This is a genomic window from Streptomyces sp. NPDC058284, from assembly GCF_042881135.1.
Classification (GTDB): Bacteria; Actinomycetota; Actinomycetes; order Streptomycetales; family Streptomycetaceae; genus Streptomyces.
Genome location: NZ_JBHVYE010000006.1, coordinates 68,745 through 85,134, shown reverse-complemented (window position 1 = coordinate 85,134; position 16,390 = coordinate 68,745). Strand labels below are relative to the sequence as shown.

The 16,390-nt window shown below is 72.6% G+C and carries 15 protein-coding genes; 5 read left to right on the top strand and 10 right to left on the bottom strand.

Going from position 1 to position 16,390, the window contains the following annotated elements; all coding sequences use genetic code 11:
- Nucleotides 1-56 precede the first annotated feature (56 nt).
- On the bottom strand, nt 57-794 hold the full coding sequence (locus tag ACFVYR_RS11295; protein WP_384251919.1) for an acyltransferase: 738 nt from the start codon (nt 792-794) through the stop codon (nt 57-59).
- A gap of 157 nt (nt 795-951) precedes the next feature.
- On the opposite strand from ACFVYR_RS11295, the gene ACFVYR_RS11290 reads away from it, so the two are divergent.
- A complete protein-coding gene (locus tag ACFVYR_RS11290) occupies nt 952-1,485 on the top strand; it encodes a gamma carbonic anhydrase family protein (RefSeq protein WP_384252156.1) in 534 nt (177 codons plus the stop codon).
- A gap of 9 nt (nt 1,486-1,494) precedes the next feature.
- Here ACFVYR_RS11290 and ACFVYR_RS11285 read toward each other — a convergent pair whose 3' ends face one another.
- The 5 genes from ACFVYR_RS11285 to ACFVYR_RS11265 form a co-directional block, all read right to left on the bottom strand.
- The gene (locus tag ACFVYR_RS11285) at nt 1,495-2,160 is read right to left on the bottom strand and encodes a DedA family protein (protein ID WP_384251917.1); all 666 of its coding nucleotides are present in this window, start codon (nt 2,158-2,160) and stop codon (nt 1,495-1,497) included.
- Nucleotides 2,161-2,247: 87 nt separating this feature from the next.
- A complete protein-coding gene (locus tag ACFVYR_RS11280) occupies nt 2,248-3,879 on the bottom strand; it encodes a carboxylesterase/lipase family protein (protein WP_384251914.1) in 1,632 nt (543 codons plus the stop codon).
- Complete coding sequence (locus ACFVYR_RS11275; protein WP_384251912.1) at nt 3,876-6,359, bottom strand: beta-glucosidase; 2,484 nt, start codon at nt 6,357-6,359, stop codon at nt 3,876-3,878. The genes ACFVYR_RS11280 and ACFVYR_RS11275 overlap by 4 nt, the downstream gene beginning before the upstream one ends.
- A gap of 204 nt (nt 6,360-6,563) precedes the next feature.
- Complete coding sequence (locus tag ACFVYR_RS11270; protein ID WP_384251909.1) at nt 6,564-6,962, bottom strand: hypothetical protein; 399 nt, start codon at nt 6,960-6,962, stop codon at nt 6,564-6,566.
- 141 nt (nt 6,963-7,103) lie between these two features.
- Complete coding sequence (locus tag ACFVYR_RS11265) at nt 7,104-7,562, bottom strand: DUF4442 domain-containing protein (protein WP_384251907.1); 459 nt, start codon at nt 7,560-7,562, stop codon at nt 7,104-7,106.
- 80 nt (nt 7,563-7,642) lie between these two features.
- On the opposite strand from ACFVYR_RS11265, the gene ACFVYR_RS11260 reads away from it, so the two are divergent.
- The 3 genes from ACFVYR_RS11260 (at nt 7,643) to ACFVYR_RS11250 (ending at nt 11,283) form a co-directional block, all read left to right on the top strand.
- Nucleotides 7,643-8,701 carry a hypothetical protein gene (locus ACFVYR_RS11260; RefSeq protein ID WP_384251905.1) on the top strand — a complete coding sequence of 353 codons (1,059 nt, stop codon included), beginning with the start codon at nt 7,643-7,645 and terminating at the stop codon, nt 8,699-8,701.
- A 101-nt stretch (nt 8,702-8,802) separates the two neighbouring features.
- Nucleotides 8,803-9,894 carry a hypothetical protein gene (locus ACFVYR_RS11255; RefSeq protein ID WP_384251902.1) on the top strand — a complete coding sequence of 364 codons (1,092 nt, stop codon included), beginning with the start codon at nt 8,803-8,805 and terminating at the stop codon, nt 9,892-9,894.
- 72 nt (nt 9,895-9,966) lie between these two features.
- Nucleotides 9,967-11,283 (top strand): MFS transporter, encoded by a 1,317-nt coding sequence (locus ACFVYR_RS11250; RefSeq protein WP_384251900.1) that lies wholly within the window; start codon nt 9,967-9,969, stop codon nt 11,281-11,283.
- On the opposite strand, the gene ACFVYR_RS11245 is transcribed toward ACFVYR_RS11250, so the two are convergent.
- The 3 genes from ACFVYR_RS11245 to ACFVYR_RS11235 form a co-directional block, all read right to left on the bottom strand.
- A complete protein-coding gene (locus ACFVYR_RS11245) occupies nt 11,245-12,090 on the bottom strand; it encodes a spermidine synthase (RefSeq protein WP_384252153.1) in 846 nt (281 codons plus the stop codon). The two genes, ACFVYR_RS11250 and ACFVYR_RS11245, sit on opposite strands and share 39 nt — an antisense overlap.
- A 104-nt stretch (nt 12,091-12,194) precedes the next feature.
- Complete coding sequence (gene tuf / locus ACFVYR_RS11240) at nt 12,195-13,373, bottom strand: elongation factor Tu (protein WP_384251897.1); 1,179 nt, start codon at nt 13,371-13,373, stop codon at nt 12,195-12,197.
- A gap of 295 nt (nt 13,374-13,668) precedes the next feature.
- Nucleotides 13,669-14,379, bottom strand: a complete 711-nt coding sequence (locus tag ACFVYR_RS11235; protein ID WP_384251896.1) for a DNA alkylation repair protein — start codon at nt 14,377-14,379, stop codon at nt 13,669-13,671.
- Nucleotides 14,380-14,428: 49 nt separating this feature from the next.
- Between ACFVYR_RS11235 and ACFVYR_RS11230 the strand changes: the two genes are divergently transcribed.
- Entirely contained in the window at nt 14,429-15,133 is a 705-nt protein-coding gene (locus ACFVYR_RS11230; RefSeq protein WP_384251893.1) for a TVP38/TMEM64 family protein, read from the top strand.
- Here ACFVYR_RS11230 and ACFVYR_RS11225 read toward each other — a convergent pair.
- Nucleotides 15,105-16,388, bottom strand: coding sequence for an MFS transporter (locus tag ACFVYR_RS11225; RefSeq protein WP_384251891.1), 1,284 nt, complete (start codon nt 16,386-16,388; stop codon nt 15,105-15,107). The genes ACFVYR_RS11230 and ACFVYR_RS11225 overlap by 29 nt on opposite strands.
- Nucleotides 16,389-16,390 lie beyond the last annotated feature (2 nt).

Sequence of the window (16,390 nt, the reverse complement as noted above, 5' to 3'; positions counted from 1 at the left end):
GTGGAGGGGCCTGTTGACGGCACCGGCCGTCAGCGGTCTCGGAGCAGGGCTGCCTCTCACCCCTCCCCCAACTCCCCGAGCGCGATCAGCTGCTGCGGTGTGATGCCGTCGGGGATCGGCACCGGTGCGGGGGTGCGCAGTGGGGGCTGCCAGCCCTGGTCGGGGTGCCAGGTGCGGACGACCCGGGCGGGCGCCCCCGCCACCACCGCGTGGTCGGGGACCTCGCCGCGGACGACCGCGCCCGCGGCGACCACCACGTTGCGGCCGATCCGGGCGCCGGGCAGGATCACCGCGCCCGTCCCTATCCAGCAGCCGGAGCCGATCTCCACCGGGTCCATGCGGGGCCACTGCTTGCCGATGGGGGTGTGCGGGTCGTCGTAGGAGTGGTTGGTGGAGGTCACGTACACGTAGGGGCCGAAGTAGCAGTCGGCGCCGATGGAGACCGTCGTGTCGGCGATGACGTGGCTGCCGCGGCCGAGGACGACGCCGTTGCCGATCCGGAGTATCGGGTCGGGGCCGAGGTCGAGGTCCGGCATCATCCCGGCGGTGAGCGTGACGTGCTGGCCCACGATGCAGTGGTCGCCGATCGTGATCCACGGCTCACCGAAGACCGTGCCCTGCGGGAAGGCGAGCTTCGTGCCCTCGCCGATCGCGCCGAACCGCAGCCGCCCGGGGTGCGCGGCGGTCACCGCGCCGGTGCGCTGCACCCACTCCCACCCCGCGTGGACGGCGCGCTGCGCCAGGCGGCGGGGCCCAGTGGCAAGCGATGAGAACGTGTTCCTGTTCTTCGGCACGCGCTCACGTTACTCAGTGCCGAGGTGCCCCGCAGGCCGCCCGCCTGTGATCTTCGCCCCACGCGCCCGCTGCCGCCGCGGCGTCCCGTACGGTGCCGTCAGGCGCGACGCGTCGCGGACGGATACAAGAGTGACGGATACAGGAGAGGCGGACCCGATGGGCCACGAGGCACTCGTCACCGGCATCGGCGGCAAGGTTCCGGAGATCGACCCGGACGCCTTCACCGCGCCGACGTCCGTCGTGCTCGGCGAGGTGACCCTGCGCGCCGGGGCGAGCACCTGGTACGGCGCGGTGCTGCGTGCCGACTGCGGGCCCATCGTCGTGGGCGCCGACAGCAACATCCAGGACAACTGCACCCTGCACGTCGACCCCGGCTTCCCCCTCACGATCGGGGAGCGCGTCTCGGTCGGGCACAACGCCGTCCTGCACGGCTGCACCGTCGAGGACAACAGCCTGATCGGCATGGGCGCGACCGTCCTCAACGGCGCGGTGATCGGCGCCGGTTCCCTGGTGGCGGCGCAGGCCCTCGTGCCGCAGGGCATGGAGGTGCCGCCGGGGTCGCTCGTCGCGGGGGTGCCCGCGAAGGTGCGCCGGGCGCTCACCGACGAGGAGCGCGCGGGGATCACCCTCAACGGCACGATGTACCTGGAGCTGGTCAAAGCCCACCGCGACGCGCACGCGGCGGGCTGACCGGGCAGGTCAGTCGGTGGCGGTGAGGGGGCGCGGATCGGCCGCCGCGGCTTCCTCGGCCTCCAGCTCCGCCGCCGCCTTCTTCGCCCGCCGCTTGACCAGCAGCATCGAGCCGATGCCGATCAGCACGGCGATGCCGAGTCCCACGTACGAGAAGCGCTTGAGCCAGTCCTCGGCGACCACGCCGATGTAGTAGATGACGGCGGTGGTGCCGCCCGCCCAGATGACGCCGCCGAGGACGTTGGCGATCAGGAACTTCCAGTACGGCATGCGCAGGACGCCCGCGAGGGGTCCTGCGAAGATCCGCAGGAGGGCGACGAAGCGGCCGAAGAAGACCGCCCACATGCCCCACTTCTGGAAGGAGCGCTCGGCGCTCGCCACATGGGCGGCGCTGAAGTGCTTGGGGAACTTGCGCTCCAGCCAGGCGAGGAGCGGCCTGCCGCCCTTGCGTCCGATGGCGTATCCGATGGAGTCGCCGACGATGGCGCCCACGGTGGCGCACGCCCCGAGGATCACCGGGTTGAGGTCGCCGTGCTGGGAGGAGAGGAGCGCCGCGGAGACCAGGACGATCTCACCGGGCAGTGGGATGCCCAGGCTCTCCAGTCCGATGACGAGACCCACCAGCGCGTAGATGCTGACGGCTGGTACGTGCTCCAGCCACTCCTGAACGTGCAACGCCGGTTCCTCCCGTGGTCCAAGTGTGTGTGCCCGGCGTGCGCTCCCCCCTCGGTCGCGCACGCCGGGCAGCCTACCCGGACGGGCTCACCCGGCCGGAATGGCGTCGTCCCAGAGCCCGCACCGGTGCTCCTCGCGCACCGTCGTACTGATCGCGTTCCCGCCCGCCGAGGCGGTACGCAGGGAGAGCACCTGCCCCGGCCTGACGCGCTGGTCGGGCGCGGGGGGCCCGGCCGCGGCGCGCGGCACCCCGGTCCTGATGAAGGAACCCCAGTACTGGACCATCTGCCGGGCCAGCGCGCGCTGCTCCGCGTCGAACGGCGAGTCGAGGCCGAAGTGCTTGAAGAGGTACTGGACTTCGTTGACGTGGGTCGCGCCGAAGTCGAAGTCGGTGCCGAGGTTCCGCAGCGACGCGAAGGGCGGCGAGGTGCGGTCCGCGAATTCGTAGGCGTAGACGGGCCCGCGGGCCGCGAGGGCCGTGTCAAGGCGCAGCGCCGTGCAGGCGAACATCCGGTCGCCGAGCGCCGCGGCGTACGCGTGCGTGGGCGAGGTGTAGTGCGCGAGCGGGTAGGCCGTAAGGACCCGCCGTCCGAGCTCGGGGCCGTACGCCTCGGTGAGCGCGGCCGGATACCGCTCGGCGGTCAGCGGTCTGCCCTGCCCGTCGAACTGCCCGAAGGCGAAGAGCCGTCCCTCGTCGCTGTTGGCGCCGTTCAGGACGGGTACGCGGGCCGCGCTCCCCTTCCGGTAAGCCTCCTCGGGCTGCACCGGCAGGAACGCGCCGCCCACGACCGGGCCCCAGTCGAAGCCGGCCTGCGCGGTGAGGATGTCCTTGGCGGGTTTGCGCCGCAGGCAGGCGAGTGCGGTCCTCGGGTCCGGGCAGCCGGCCTTCTTCGCGAACGCCGCGCCGTCGCCGGCCGCCCGCCGTCGCTCGCGGGCCGCGCAGTCGCCGTACGCGCCGCTCTCGATGATGCCCGCGCGGAACAGGCCGCGGGCCGTCGGCGAGGCGAGCAGCGTGCAGACCGAACGGCCGCCCGCCGACTCACCGGCGATGGTGACGCGGTCCGGGTCGCCGCCGAACGCTCCGACGTTGGCGCGCACCCAGCGCAGCGCGGCCTGCTGGTCGAGCAGGCCGTAGTTGCCCGACACGCCGTCGGAGGCCTCGCCGTCGAGGCCTTCCGCGGCGAGGAAGCCCATCGCTCCGAGCCGGTAGTTGACGGTCACGACGACGGTGCCGGTCCGGCGGGCGAAGGCGTCGGGCACGATGTCCTCGCCCGCGCCCGCGGTCAGCCCGCCGCCGTGCAGCCACACCATGACGGGGCGGTGCGCGGCGCGGCCCCTCGGGGTGTAGACGTTGAGGTCGAGGCAGTCCTCGGTGTGGCTTGGGTTCTCGTAGCCGGGGTCCCAGCTTGCGCTCTGCACGCAGCGGTGGCCGAACGCCGTCGTTCGGCGCACGCCCTGCCAGGGCTCTGCGGGGCGCGGCTCCTGCCAGCGGAGCCGTCCGACGGGCTGCCGCGCGTAGGGGACGCCGAGGAACTGGCGGCCCTCGGCGGTGGACGCGCCCCTGATCCAGCCGGCGTCGGTGCGCACCAGCGTGCTGTCCGCGCCGGCCGGGCCGCCGTGGGCCGCTGCCTGGACGGGTACGAGTGCGGCCGCGGCGGTCGCCGCCAGTGCGGCGCCGACCGACACGGCCCGGCGTATCCCGCCGGCTCTTCCCCTCATGATTTGCCTCCCTTGATGACGGTGGTCGTGGAGAGGATCAACTCGCGTACGGACGTGCCTACTTGAACGGTACGCCGGCCCGTGCCGCGCACCCAGCCGTGGCGCTCGACGTCCCACGCCGACAGGGAACGCCCGTCGACGTGGACGGTGACGCGCCGCCGCTGACCCGCGCGCAGGGCGAGCCGCCGGTAGCCGCCGAGCGCCCGCTCGGCCTGCGCCATTCCCAGGTCGGGCGAGGGCCCTAGGTACACCTGCGCGACGGTGATGCCGTCGCGTCGACCGGTGTTGCGCACGGTGAAGCTCACGTCCAGCCCCTGCCCCGACCTGCGGACGGTGAGATCGCGGTAGGAGAACGTCGTGTACGAGAGGCCGTGCCCGAAGGGGAAGAGCGGCCGCACCCCTTCGGCGTCGTACCAGCGGTAGCCGACGTGGATGCCCTCCGAGTACTCCTCGACGCCGTCGACCCCGGGGTAGCGGCGCCGGTCCCCCGCCATCGGATGGTGGTCGTCGTCCACCGGGAAGGACTGGGTGAGCCGGCCGCCGGGGTCGCAGTCGCCGAACAGGACGGCGGCGGTGGCGGCCGCGCCCTCCTGGCCGGGGTAGTACATCTGCAGCACGGCGGCAGTCCGCTCCAGCCACGGCATGGAGGTGGCCGACGACGTGTTCAAGACGACGGTGGTACGCGGGTTGGCGGCGGTCACCGCCCGGATCAGGTCCTCCTGGTGGCCGGGGAGCGCGACGGTCGTGCGGTCCTGGCCCTCGGTCGCGTCCTCGTACGCGAAGAGGAGAACGCTGTGCGCGCCGCGCGCCGCCCGCACCGCCGCGGCGACGTCCGCGGCCAGGGTCGCGCCGGTGACGCGGCGGAGCCGGAACGTCTGCCCCTTGTCGCCGCCCTTCGCCCTGATCCGCAGCCGGTGCCGGGCGGCGTCGAGGCGCAGCGTCGCGCGGCGCACGTTGAGGCCGTCGGGCGCGGTGGAGACGAGACCGCCGGAGAAGTACTCGCCGACGCCCGGCAGCGTCGGGTAGAGCTCGACGCCGTCCAGCTCCACCTTGGGCCGCTCGCCCGAGTAGTGGATGACGAGTGTCCATTCGTCCGCTTCCCCGGGCGTCAGCGTCCCTTCGTACGTCCACTCCTTCCCGGCAGCGACCCGCTGCCCCTCCGTGTCGAAGGCGGGACTGAGCGCGCGCCGCGGGACGGCCTTGCCGTAGAGGTCCTCGCCCAGCGCGTAGGTGACGTCGGCGTGGCGTCCGGCGCGCGCCCTGATGGCGTGGAGCGGGCTGTCGGCCCGGTCGGGGACGACGTGGGCGCTGCCGCCCCCGCTGACGAACGGGTGGCGGGCGGTGGGTCCGACGACGGCGATGTCGCGGGCGGCGCGGCCGGTCAGCGGCAGGGTCCTGTGCGTGTTGCGCAGCAGGGTGGCGCCCGCCTTGGCGACCTCCAGGGCGACCGCCGCACCGGCCTTCGCGTCGCGCTCCGGACGCGGCGGCGCGCTCCTGCCGAGCAGCCCGAACCGGTCCATGACGCCGAGGACGCGGCGCACCGAGCGGTCCACCTGCGCTTCGGGGACGCTGCCGTTCCTGACGGCCTTCTTCAGGGCGGCGCCGTAGTAGGCGTCGTCGGGCATCTCCATGTCGAGTCCGGCGGCGAGGGCGGCGGCGGCGCTGTGCTGCGCGAACCAGTCGGTCATCACCAGGCCGTCGAAGCCCCAGCGCTCGCGCAGGATGTCGTCGAGCAGTTCCTTGTTCTCGCAGGCGAAGGTGCCGTTGACCTTGTTGTACGCGCCCATGACGGCGCCGGCGCCCGCGGCGACGGCCGCCTCGAATCCACGCAGCTCGCTCTCGTGCATGGTCCGTTCGCCGGCCCGCACGTCGATGGACATGCGGTCCTTCTCCTGGTTGTTCAGGGCGAAGTGCTTGACGGTCGCGATGAGGCCCTCGCCCTGGATGCCCTTGATCTCCGCGGAGACGATGTCGGCGGCGAGCAGCGGATCCTCGGCGAAGGTCTCGAAGTTGCGGCCCGCGTACGGGGTGCGGATGAGGTTGACCATGGGCGAGAGCAGCACGTCCTGCCCAAGGGCGCGTCCCTCGCGGCCGATGACGCGGCCGTAGCGGCGGGCGAGCGCCGGGTCGAAGGCGGAGGCGAGCAGGACGGGGGCCGGCAGGGCGGTGGCGCGGGCCGTGACGCGGACGCCCGCGGGACCGTCGGCGAGCCGCAGCGGCGGGATCTTCAGGCGCGGCACCCCGGGGACGTATCCGGCCTGGCCGAGGCTCTCGGGGTCGGTGGCGCCGTGCAGCAGGGAGATCTTCTCGTCGAGAGTGAGTCTGACGATGAGGGATTCGACGCGGGGGCCCGCGCCGGGACCCTGCCGGGCGCGGGCCGCGTACGACGGCGCCGGCACACCGGCGGTGGCCGCGGCCGCCACGGTGATCGCACCGCCGACCAGCCTGAGCGCTGACCGCCGGGACACGGAGTCGGACATGAGCCGTCACTTCCTTCTGTGCCTTGTGCGCGAACACGACTGTGCGAAGCGAAGCGTGTACACGTGCCAGTGGCGGGTCGACGTTCGCTCTTTGAACGCACTATGGGGCAGAGCGGACTTGACACGCCGTTAGGCACCAGGTGTGGCGGCGGGAAAACTATGACCGTGGATGACTCGTGTCAATGAGTTGAACGGAAAGCGCCGTCAGCCCCAGTCGCCATTCACCCAGGAGACGAGGCGGGCACGCTCCTTGTACGAGCACACACTGAGGGTGGAGGTGAACGCCTGGTCCATGACGCGCGGCTCGACGATCTCGTATCCGTAGCCGGACGGGCCGTACTCACCGTCCCGGTAGCCGTCGAGATCGTCGGCCCAGTCCTGCAGACCCCGGAGCTTTCCGGTGGCCCGGTCCAGATAGCGGCCTGGTTCGCCGGGCTCCGTCAGCCGCCCGCCCGCGTCGGAGCGGCCGTACTGACCTTGGGCGGCCGAGTCCTCGAGGCAGCCGTCGGAGCGTACGGGCTGGCCCAACCACCAGCCGGAGACGAAGACGGCGTAAAGGGCGGCGGCGGCGCCGAGTCGGCGCGGAGTGATCCATGCGGGCATCGGCGGAGTCTCGCACGACGGGAGGCCCGTGGCGGCACCGGGGCTCCTCGCCACGATTCTCAACCACGGGCCCACGCAGGCCTGTTCGGCATCCGGAGCGTACGGAACCGGCGCGTCCGGCGCCGGTTTCGCCGATGCGGGTCAGCTGGGGTTGTTCGGCCTCAGCGTCCATACGACGGTCATCTCGCCGGTGACGGCGCCGTCCTCGCGCCGGATCTCGACGGCGACGGGAAACTCGGGGCGCTCGCCCGCGTCGAGTTCGGCGATCACGTCGGCGGCCGGGCGGCCGAGGGTCGCCGTGGCCGTCACGGGCCCCATCGCCAGCTTCTTGTAAGCGATCTCGGCGCTGACGGCGAGCGGCACGGCCCGCTGCAGCTCGGCCCCGAACGCGGCGAGGACGATGGCGCCGCTCGCGGACTCGCCCAGCGTGAACATGGCGCCGGCGTGCGGGCCGCCGACGTGGTTGTGGTACTCGCTCTGGTCGGGCAGGGCCACCACGGCCCTGCTCGGCGAGGTCTCCCGGAATTCGAGGTTCAGGGTCCTGGCCATCGGAACCGTGGCGGCGAGCATCTCGCCGATCGACATCTGGTCTGCGCTCATACCGTGATGTTACCCACGAGTAGCGATTCTTGACCAGGACCTGTCTTGGCGTGGATCACCGTCACCTATCGTTGACACCCATGTGGCAAGGAGAGCAGCCGCCCGGGGGCGAACAGAACCAGCGTGGCCAGGGACATCAGGGCGCGGGACAGAACCAGGGCGCGGGGCAGAACCCTGGCGTGGGGCAGAATCCGGGCGTGGGGCAGAACCCGTACCACCAGCCCGGGTACCAGCAGTCGGCCCCGTACGGGCAGCAGGCCCCGTGGAACGCGCCGACCATGCCCGGCGGCCCGCAGGGCGCGGCACCCGAGCCTCCGCGCGAGGGCATGGGCAAGGGCAACGGCAGCCGCACCAAGCTGATCGCTCTCGTCGCCGTCGGCGCCGTCGTGGTGGCCGCGGGCGTCACCGGCTACCTGCTCCTCGGCGGTGACGGGGACGACACCGCGAAGCCGGGACCGACCGGCTCCGCGTCCGCCTCGGCCGACCCGGCCGACGATGACGCCAACCCCCGTACCGGTGACGGCATGCCGGAGCCGACCGTGGCCGGCTGGAAGGTCGTCGTCAATCCCAAGCGCGGCCTCGCGTTCGACGTGCCGGCCGGGTGGTCCCTGGAGTCGCGGGACTGGGCCGGCGGGGTCGTGGAGGACAAGGACGCCGAGGACGAGTCGGCCGAGTTCCTCGCCGCGTACGCCGCTCCCGCCTACTTCAAGGAGAAGTGGTGCGCGAGCGACGACGACCGGGACGGCACGAAGGACTACACGGCGCTGGCGGCCGCGGGCACCCGGGGCAACCGCGGTGTCAGGAGCACCGAGGAGGCCGCGCGGCACGACGCGGCCAACTGGGTCTACGGCGCGTACACGCAGCCCGACAGGGAGAAGGTCACCACCGGGCCGACCGAGACGTACACGACGAAGTCAGGTCTCAAGGGCAGCCTGGTGAGCGCGAGTTCGTCCGGTGCCGAGAAGCCGGACAAGTGCGACTCGGACGGCAAGGCGACGGTGTTCGCCTTCAAGGACTCCGAGGGGGAGTTCGCGTCCTGGTCCTTCCACGGTGCCAAGGGTGTGAAGGACGAGGTCCCTGACGCGACCGTGAAGAAGATCCTCTCGACGGTGCGCGAGTACGAGGCTTCGGAGAACTGAGTCGCCACCGGCCCGCCCGCGGCTCCGCTTCCCGGTCCGGTCCGCGCCCCACAGGGGGCGCGGATGGCACCGCGCCCCGGGCCCCTCTATGGTTACTGGCCATGTGGCCAGAAAAGCAGCCGCCCGGGGGCGAGCAGAACCCGCAGGACCAGAGTCAGAACCCGTACCAGCAGCCGGGGTACCAGCAGCCGAACCCTTATCAGCAGCCGGGATACCAGCAGCAGCAACCGGGCTACCAGCAGCCTGCGGGGGGCTACCAGCAGCCGCATTCGGCCGGGTTCTCCCAGCCCGAGCAGCCGCAGCAGTGGGCGGCCCCGACGCCGCCGCCCATGCCGCCGCCGCAGAACGGTGGCGGTCAGGGCGGTGGCGACGGCAAGAAGACGAAGATCACCGCCATCGTGGCCGCGCTCGCCGTGGTGGTGGCCGCCGGCGTCACCGGCTACCTCGTCCTCGGCGGTGACAAGGACGACGAGGCGGGCCCGGCGAAGCCGTCCCCGGCGAAGTCCGTGTCCAAGGATCCGAGCCCGAAGCCCAGCGACGACGGGAACGCGCGCGGCGAGGGCGGCGAGGACAAGCCGACGATCGACGGCTGGCAGGTGGTCGTGAACCCCAAGTGGGGCACCGCGTTCGACGTGCCGCCCGACTGGAAGGTCGAGACGCCGGACACCCTCATCGGCTTCGACGACCGCAAGGACAACGGCGCGAAGTCGATCATCATCATGACCGCGCCCGCGATCCTCAAGGAGAAGTGGTGCTCGTCCGACGACGACAAGGACGGTGAGATGGACGACACCAAGCTCGCCGCGGTCGGCACGAAGGGCCAGAACGGCGCCAAGAACACCGAGGACATCGCGCGCAACGACTCCGCCTGGTGGGTCTACGGCGGCTACACCGAGCAGACGAAGGCCGACAAGAAGAAGATCAAGATCAGCAAGATCGAGGACTACACCACCGCGTCGGGCATCAAGGGCAGCCTCGCGACGTCGACGACGTCCGGCGCCGCAACCTCGGCCAAGTGCGACTCCGAGGGCAAGGCCACCACGTTCGGCTTCAAGAACGAGGCCGGCGAGTACGTGGCCTGGACCCTCTACGGCGCCAAGGGCGTCAAGGACGAGGTCCCCGACGCCACGGTGAAGAAGATCCTGAGCACGGTCCGGTGGAGCGAGGCGGCGTCCGAGGACTCCCCCTCCTGATCCACCGGCACCCCGGGGCGGAGCCGGACAAACGGTTTGGCAGGCCGACGGCCCGTCGTGGATAGTCCCGGGGTGACCACTGCCGCCCCCGCACCGCGCCGCCGTCCCTCCTGGGCGGGCCGCAACTACACCCTGCTCACCGCCGCCGCGATCGTGACGAACCTCGGAAGCCACGGGGCGTTGATCGCGGCGGCGTTCGCGGTTCTCGACGCGGGCGGCGACGGCGGTGACGTCGGTCTGGTGGCCGCCGCGCGGACGCTGCCGCTCGTCCTGTTCCTGCTGATCGGCGGCGCGGTGGCCGACCGGCTGCCGCGCCACCACGTCATGGTCGCGGCCAACGCCCTCAACTGCCTCTCGCAGGCCGCCTTCGCCGCGCTCGTCCTCGCGGGCGAACCCCGGCTGTGGCAGATGATGGTCCTCGCCGGGCTCGGCGGAGCGGGCCAGGCCTTCTTCGGACCGGCCGCCGAGGGCATGCTGATGTCGTCGGTCACCGGCGAGCAGGCGGGCCGGGCGTTCGCGGTGTACCGGATGGCGATGCAGGGCGCGGGGCTCGGCGGGGCCGCGCTCGGCGGTCTGATGGTCGCGGCGATCGGGCCCGGCTGGGTGCTCGCCGTGGACGCCGCGGCGTTCGCCGTCTCCGGTGCGCTGCGCTCCTTCCTCGACGTCGGTCACATACCGGAGCGCACGCCCGGCGGCGGGCTACTCGCCGATCTGCGGGACGGCTGGCGGGAGTTCACCGGGCGGCCCTGGCTGTGGTCGATCGTGGCGCAGTTCTCGGTGGTGGTCGCCGTGGTCGGCGCCGCCGAGTCGGTGTTCGGGCCGCTGGTGGCGCGCGACGAACTGGGCGGCGCGGGACCGTGGGGCCTGGCACTCGGCGCGTTCGGCGCGGGCACGGTCGGCGGGGCGTTCCTGATGACGTGGTGGAAGCCGCGGCGGCTGCTGTTCGCGGGCACGCTCTGCGTCTTCCCGCTGGCCGCCCCTTCGGCGGCGCTCGCCGTGCCGCTGCCGGTGGCCGGTCTCGCCGCGGTGATGTTCGTCAGCGGGGTGGCGATCGAGGTGTTCGGCGTGTCGTGGATGACCGCGATGCACCAGGAAATCCCCGAGGAGAAGCTGTCGCGCGTCTCCGCCTACGACTGGTTCGGCTCGGTCGCGATGGTGCCGCTGGCCACGGCGCTCGCCGGGCCCGCGGAGTCCGCGTTCGGCCTGTCCGCGTCGCTGTGGGGCTGCGCCGTGCTGGTGGTCCTGGTGACGGCGGCCGTCCTGTTCGTCCCCGACGTACGCCGGCTGACCCGGCGTACGACGGAGGTGGTGGCGTCGGCGAAACCCCTCTCGCGCGGGGCCGCCGATCCCTCACCCGATGGAGAAGGCGCCGTCGGGCGGCTCGGGTGAGGCCACCGCGTCCTCGTCGCGCACCGGTGCCGCGTCCCCGATGAGGCGCCGCAGCGCGTCGCCGTGCTCGACCCGGGCGGGGAAGACGTCGGACGCAGTTCGGCGGGCCAGTTCTCCGACGTCGATGGGGCCGTGCGCGGCGATCAGCACCGCGTTCCCGAAGCGGCGCCCGCGCAGCACGGACGGCTCGGCGATCAGCGCGAGCTCCTCGAAGGCCTCGGCGAACGTGGCCAGTTGGGAGCGCAGGAACGTGAAGGGCGCGCCGTCGGCGAGGTTCGCGACGTAGTACCCGCCCGGGCGCAGCACCCGCTCGGCGATGTGTGCGTACGCGACCGTAGTGAGGTGCGCGGGGACGCGGGAGCCGCCGAAGACATCGGCGACGACGACGTCGGCGCTCCTGGCCGGCGCCGCTTCGAGCCACTGCCTGGCGTCCGCGCCGTGCACGCCGACCCCGCTCCCTTCGGCCAGCGGCAGCCGTTCGGCGATCAGTCGCAGCAGGCCCCGGTCCGCCTCGACCACCTGCTGCCGGGAACCGGGGCGGGTGGCGGCGAGGTAGCGGGGCAGGGTGAGCGCTCCCCCGCCGAGATGGGTGACGTCGAGCGGGGCGCCGGGCTCCGCCGCGGTGTCCAGTACGTGCGCGAGCCTGCGCAGGTACTCGAACTCGAGGTGGGTGGGTTCGTCCAGATCCACGTACGACTGGGGCGCGCCGTCGACCGTGAGCAGCCAGGCGCGCGGCCGGTCCACGTCGGGCATCAGCTTGGCGGTGCCGTAGTCGACTTCCCTGATGACCGGGACCGCCTCGGCCACGCCGTCGGCCCCGCCCTCGAACTCGTGCTCGTCCACGCCGCCCATTGTGCCCGCCCGCCCCGGGGGCCTGTTCCCCCGAGGCGGGCGGCACCGGGCGCCGCCGGTCAGGCGACTTCGGTCACGGTGCCCGCGCCGACCGTGCGGCCGCCCTCACGGATGGCGAAGCCGAGGCCGGTCTCCAGCGGTACGTCGCGGCCGAGTTCGACCGTCATCGTGACCGTGTCGCCGGGTCGGGCCACGGCCGCCCCGCCGAGGTCGACGTCGCCGACCACGTCCGCGGTGCGGATGTAGAACTGCGGCCGGTACCCGGTGGTGATCGGCGTCCTGCGGCCGCCCTCGCGCGCCGACAGGACGTAGACCTGGGCGGTGAAGCGCCGCCGTGGGGCGACGCTGCCTGGCGCCGCGACGACATGGCCGCGTCGTACGGCGTCGCGGGGCAGGCCGCGCAGCAGCAGCGCCACGTTGTCGCCCGCCTGCGCCTCCTCCATCGGCTTGCCGAAGGTCTCCAGGCCGGTGACCACCGTCTCCGTGTCCGCGCCGAGGACCTCCACGCGGTCCCCGACGCGGACGGTGCCGCGCTCCACGGCGCCGGTGACGACGGTGCCGCGCCCGGTGATGGTGAGCACGTTCTCGACGGGCAGCAGGAACGGCGCGTCGAGGTAGCGCTCGGGCATCGGCACATAGGTGTCCACCGCGTCGAGCAGCGCCTCGATCGCCGACGTCCACCGCGGGTCGCCCTCCAGCGCCCTGAGCCCCGAGACCCGTACGACGGGGACGGAGTCGCCCCCGTACCCGTGCTCGGAGAGCAGGTCGCGGACCTCGAGCTCGACGAGGTCCATGAGCTCCTCGTCACCGCCGTCGGCCTTGTTGAGGGCGACGACGATGTGGTCGACGCCGACCTGCCGGGCGAGCAGCACGTGCTCGGCGGTCTGCGGCATGATCCCGTCGAGCGCCGACACCACGAGGATCGCCCCGTCCAGCTGCGCCGCGCCGGTGACCATGTTCTTCACGTAGTCCGCGTGGCCCGGCATGTCCACGTGCGCGTAGTGCCGGGTGTCCGTCTCGTACTCGACGTGCGCGATGTTGATGGTGATGCCGCGCTGCGCCTCCTCCGGCGCGCGGTCGATGCGGTCGAAGGACACGTACTGGGTGCCGCCGCCGGTGCCGCGCTCGCTGAGGACCTTGGTGATGGCGGCGGTCAGGGTGGTCTTGCCGTGGTCGACATGGCCCATGGTGCCGATGTTCAGATGCGGTTTCGTGCGGACATAAGCCGTCTTGGGCATGGTGGTTCCTTCTCCGGAACTCGAAGCTGCTGCCCCGGGCCCGCGTCGGTGCGCGCGGTCGGGACGGGGACCCCTGGGCCCGACCGACCCTCCCCCTTGGGGGTCCGCCGGAATGTCCGGGGAGGGTCAGCTTCGGGCGCCGTCGAAGGCGGCGGGGGGAAGGACGGCAGCCTTCGCAGCGCCCGCGACTGCGGGCGTGGCTGCGAGGAAGGCGTACCGGAACATGGCCTGATCCTCACCGAAGAGAAGGCCCACGTCGAATGAATTTCGCGCGGCCCACGCCCGCGCCCGCGCCTCAGAGGTTCTTCAGCGCCTCCCGTGCGGAGAGCGGCGACAACCGGTCCCGCTCCCGCTCCACGAAGGCGCGCACGGCCTCCGGGTCGGTCTTGGCGTACTCCCGCAGGCACCAGCCGATCGCTTTGCGGATGAAGAAGTCGGGGTGCCCCGACTGCCGTACGCAGTAGGCGAAGAGGCGCTCGGTGTCGGTGGCCGACTTGTGGCGGAGTTGGTGGAGGAGGGCCGTGCGGGCCACCCACAGGTTCTCGTCGCCGATCCACTCGTCCATGACGGTCCGCAGCTGCGGGTCGGCGGTGACCAGCGCGCCGACGACGTGCGCGGCGAGCGCGTCGACCGTGTCCCACCAGGGGCGGGCGGTGATGAGGTGGCGTACGACGGGGAGGAAGTCCGAGGAGCAGCGCCGGACGTGGCGGGTCAGGTAGTCGACGGCGAAGTAGGCGTACTCGCGCTCGGGCAGCTCCCAGCAGCGCAGGGCGATCGCCGTGCAGTCCCTCTGGCCGGGCCGCGGGACACCGGCAAGGACGGTGCGGGACAGCTCGCGGCGGACCGGCGAGGGCAGGCCGAGGAAGGGGGCGACGTCCTTCATGTACGCCCTCATCCGCGCGGCCCGGACCGGATCGGCCGCCTGCGCGTAGGTGGTGACGAGCCGTCGGACGACGACGTCGGCGACCTCACTGTGCGGCGCCCGTACCGGGACTGTGACGCTCATGAGACGCACCATACGGCGATCAGACACATGTTCCGGCTACGCTTCCCGGATGCTCCAGACCGCCGTCACCCGTCCGCAGGGCCTCGCCGTGCGCTGCGCCAGAGCGCTGCTCTCGCCGTGGTCGCGGCTCTCCCTGCTCGTGATGCTGCTGGTCACGGCGGCGACCTGTGTGCTGGTCTTCGAGCCGCAGCGGCTCCTCTCCGACGGCTGGCCCGCGCAGGTGGGCGGAGCCACGGCGGTGGCCCTGTTCGCGGTGGCGTACGGGGTGTGCACCGCCGCGTTCGTGCCGCGTCCGCTGCTCAATCTGGCGGCGGGGGCGCTCTTCGGCTCGCAGGCGGGGCTCGTCTCGGCGATCGCCGGCACGGTCTTCGGTGCCGGGATCTCCTTCGGGCTCGGCCGGATGCTGGGCCAGGACGCGTTGCGGCCGCTGCTGCGCGGGCGCTGGCTGAAGGCCGTCGACGGTCAGCTCAGCCGGCACGGTTTCCGGTCGATGCTCGCGGTGCGGCTCTTCCCCGGGGTGCCGTTCGCCGCGGCCAACTACTGCGCCGCCGTGTCCCGCATGGGCTGGCTGCCGTTCCTGATCGCCACCGGCCTGGGGTCCATCCCGAACACGGCGGCGTACGTCATCGCGGGCGCGCGCGCCTCCACGCCCACGTCGCCGGTCTTCCTGATCGCGATGGGGTTCATCGCGGTGACGGGTCTGGGCGGGGCGGCGGTGGCCTGGTTCAAGCGCCACCACTTCCGCGACCGCTGAGGGCGGCGCCCCTCTTCCGCGAACCGCTCTCCAAACCGCCTTCCACGGAACCGGACAGGTGTGCCCGTCCGGGCAGCAGGAGCGGAGTGGCGAGCAGGAGGACGCCGGAGAGGGTGATCCCGGCGAGCGGGCCGGTGAGCGTGGCGAGGATGCCCCAGAGCACCGTGAGGGCGGCTTGTACGAGTCGGCTGCTGACGCTCCATGCGGCGATGACCTGGGCGGCGCGGTCCGCGGGGGCCCGGCGCAGGCGTTCCGTGGCGTGGATCGGGTTGAAGACGCCCATGCAGGTGATCAGCAGGCTCTCGACGACGATCACCGTGAGGAGCCCGGGAATCCCCGGCCGGACGAACGCGAGACCGAGCGGGAAGAGCGCCCGCAGCAGACCGGAGACGGTCAGCACCCGGTACCGGCCGTACCGCCTCACCAGGCGTGCGCTGAGGCGGGCGCCCACGAGACCGCCGAGCGCGGGAACGCCGAAGGCGAGACCGTACTGCCAGGCCGGAAAGTGGTAGACGCCCAGCAGGAGGACGGTCAAAAGCGGCACGGCGGCCATGATCAGTCCGCTGACCAGGATCGAGTTGAGGAACAGGCGCCGCAGTGCGCCGTCGCGCAGGATGCACCGCCAGCCGTCGAGCAGGTCGGCGCCGCGCGGCCCGCCCGCCGGGGAGCGGGGCGTCGCGACATCGCCGCCACGGATACGCAGGATCCCGAGCGCGGACAGCAGGTAGCTGAGGGCGTCGAGCAGGACGGTGACGGCCGGGCCGAGCAGCCCGATGAGCGCGCCGCCGAGGGGCGGGCCCACCGCGGTCGCCACCCAGCTCGTGCCCTCGAACCTGCTGTTCGCGACGAGCAGATGATCACTGTGGACGAGGTGTTTCAGGTACGCGCCGGACGCGGCGGTGAAGGCGATGCCCGCGGTGCCGCAGATGACGGAGACGCACAGCAACTGGCCGTAGGACAGCACGCCGAGGACGTACGCGAGCGGGACGCTTCCCATCGCGAGGAAGCGGACCAAGTCCGTCGCGGCCATCACCGGCCGCTTGGCCCGGTGCTCGACCCACGGCCCGAGCGGGAACGCCACGAGCGCCGCGACGGCGAGCCCGGCCGCCCCCAGCAGCGAAACGGCGAACGGCGACGAGTGCAGCACCCGCACCGCGATGAGCGGGAACGCCCCGAAGGCCGTCCAGGTGCCGTACGTACTGACCGCGTAGGCCGACCAGAGCCGGCCGAAGTCGGAACCCAGCCTTACGCGCACGC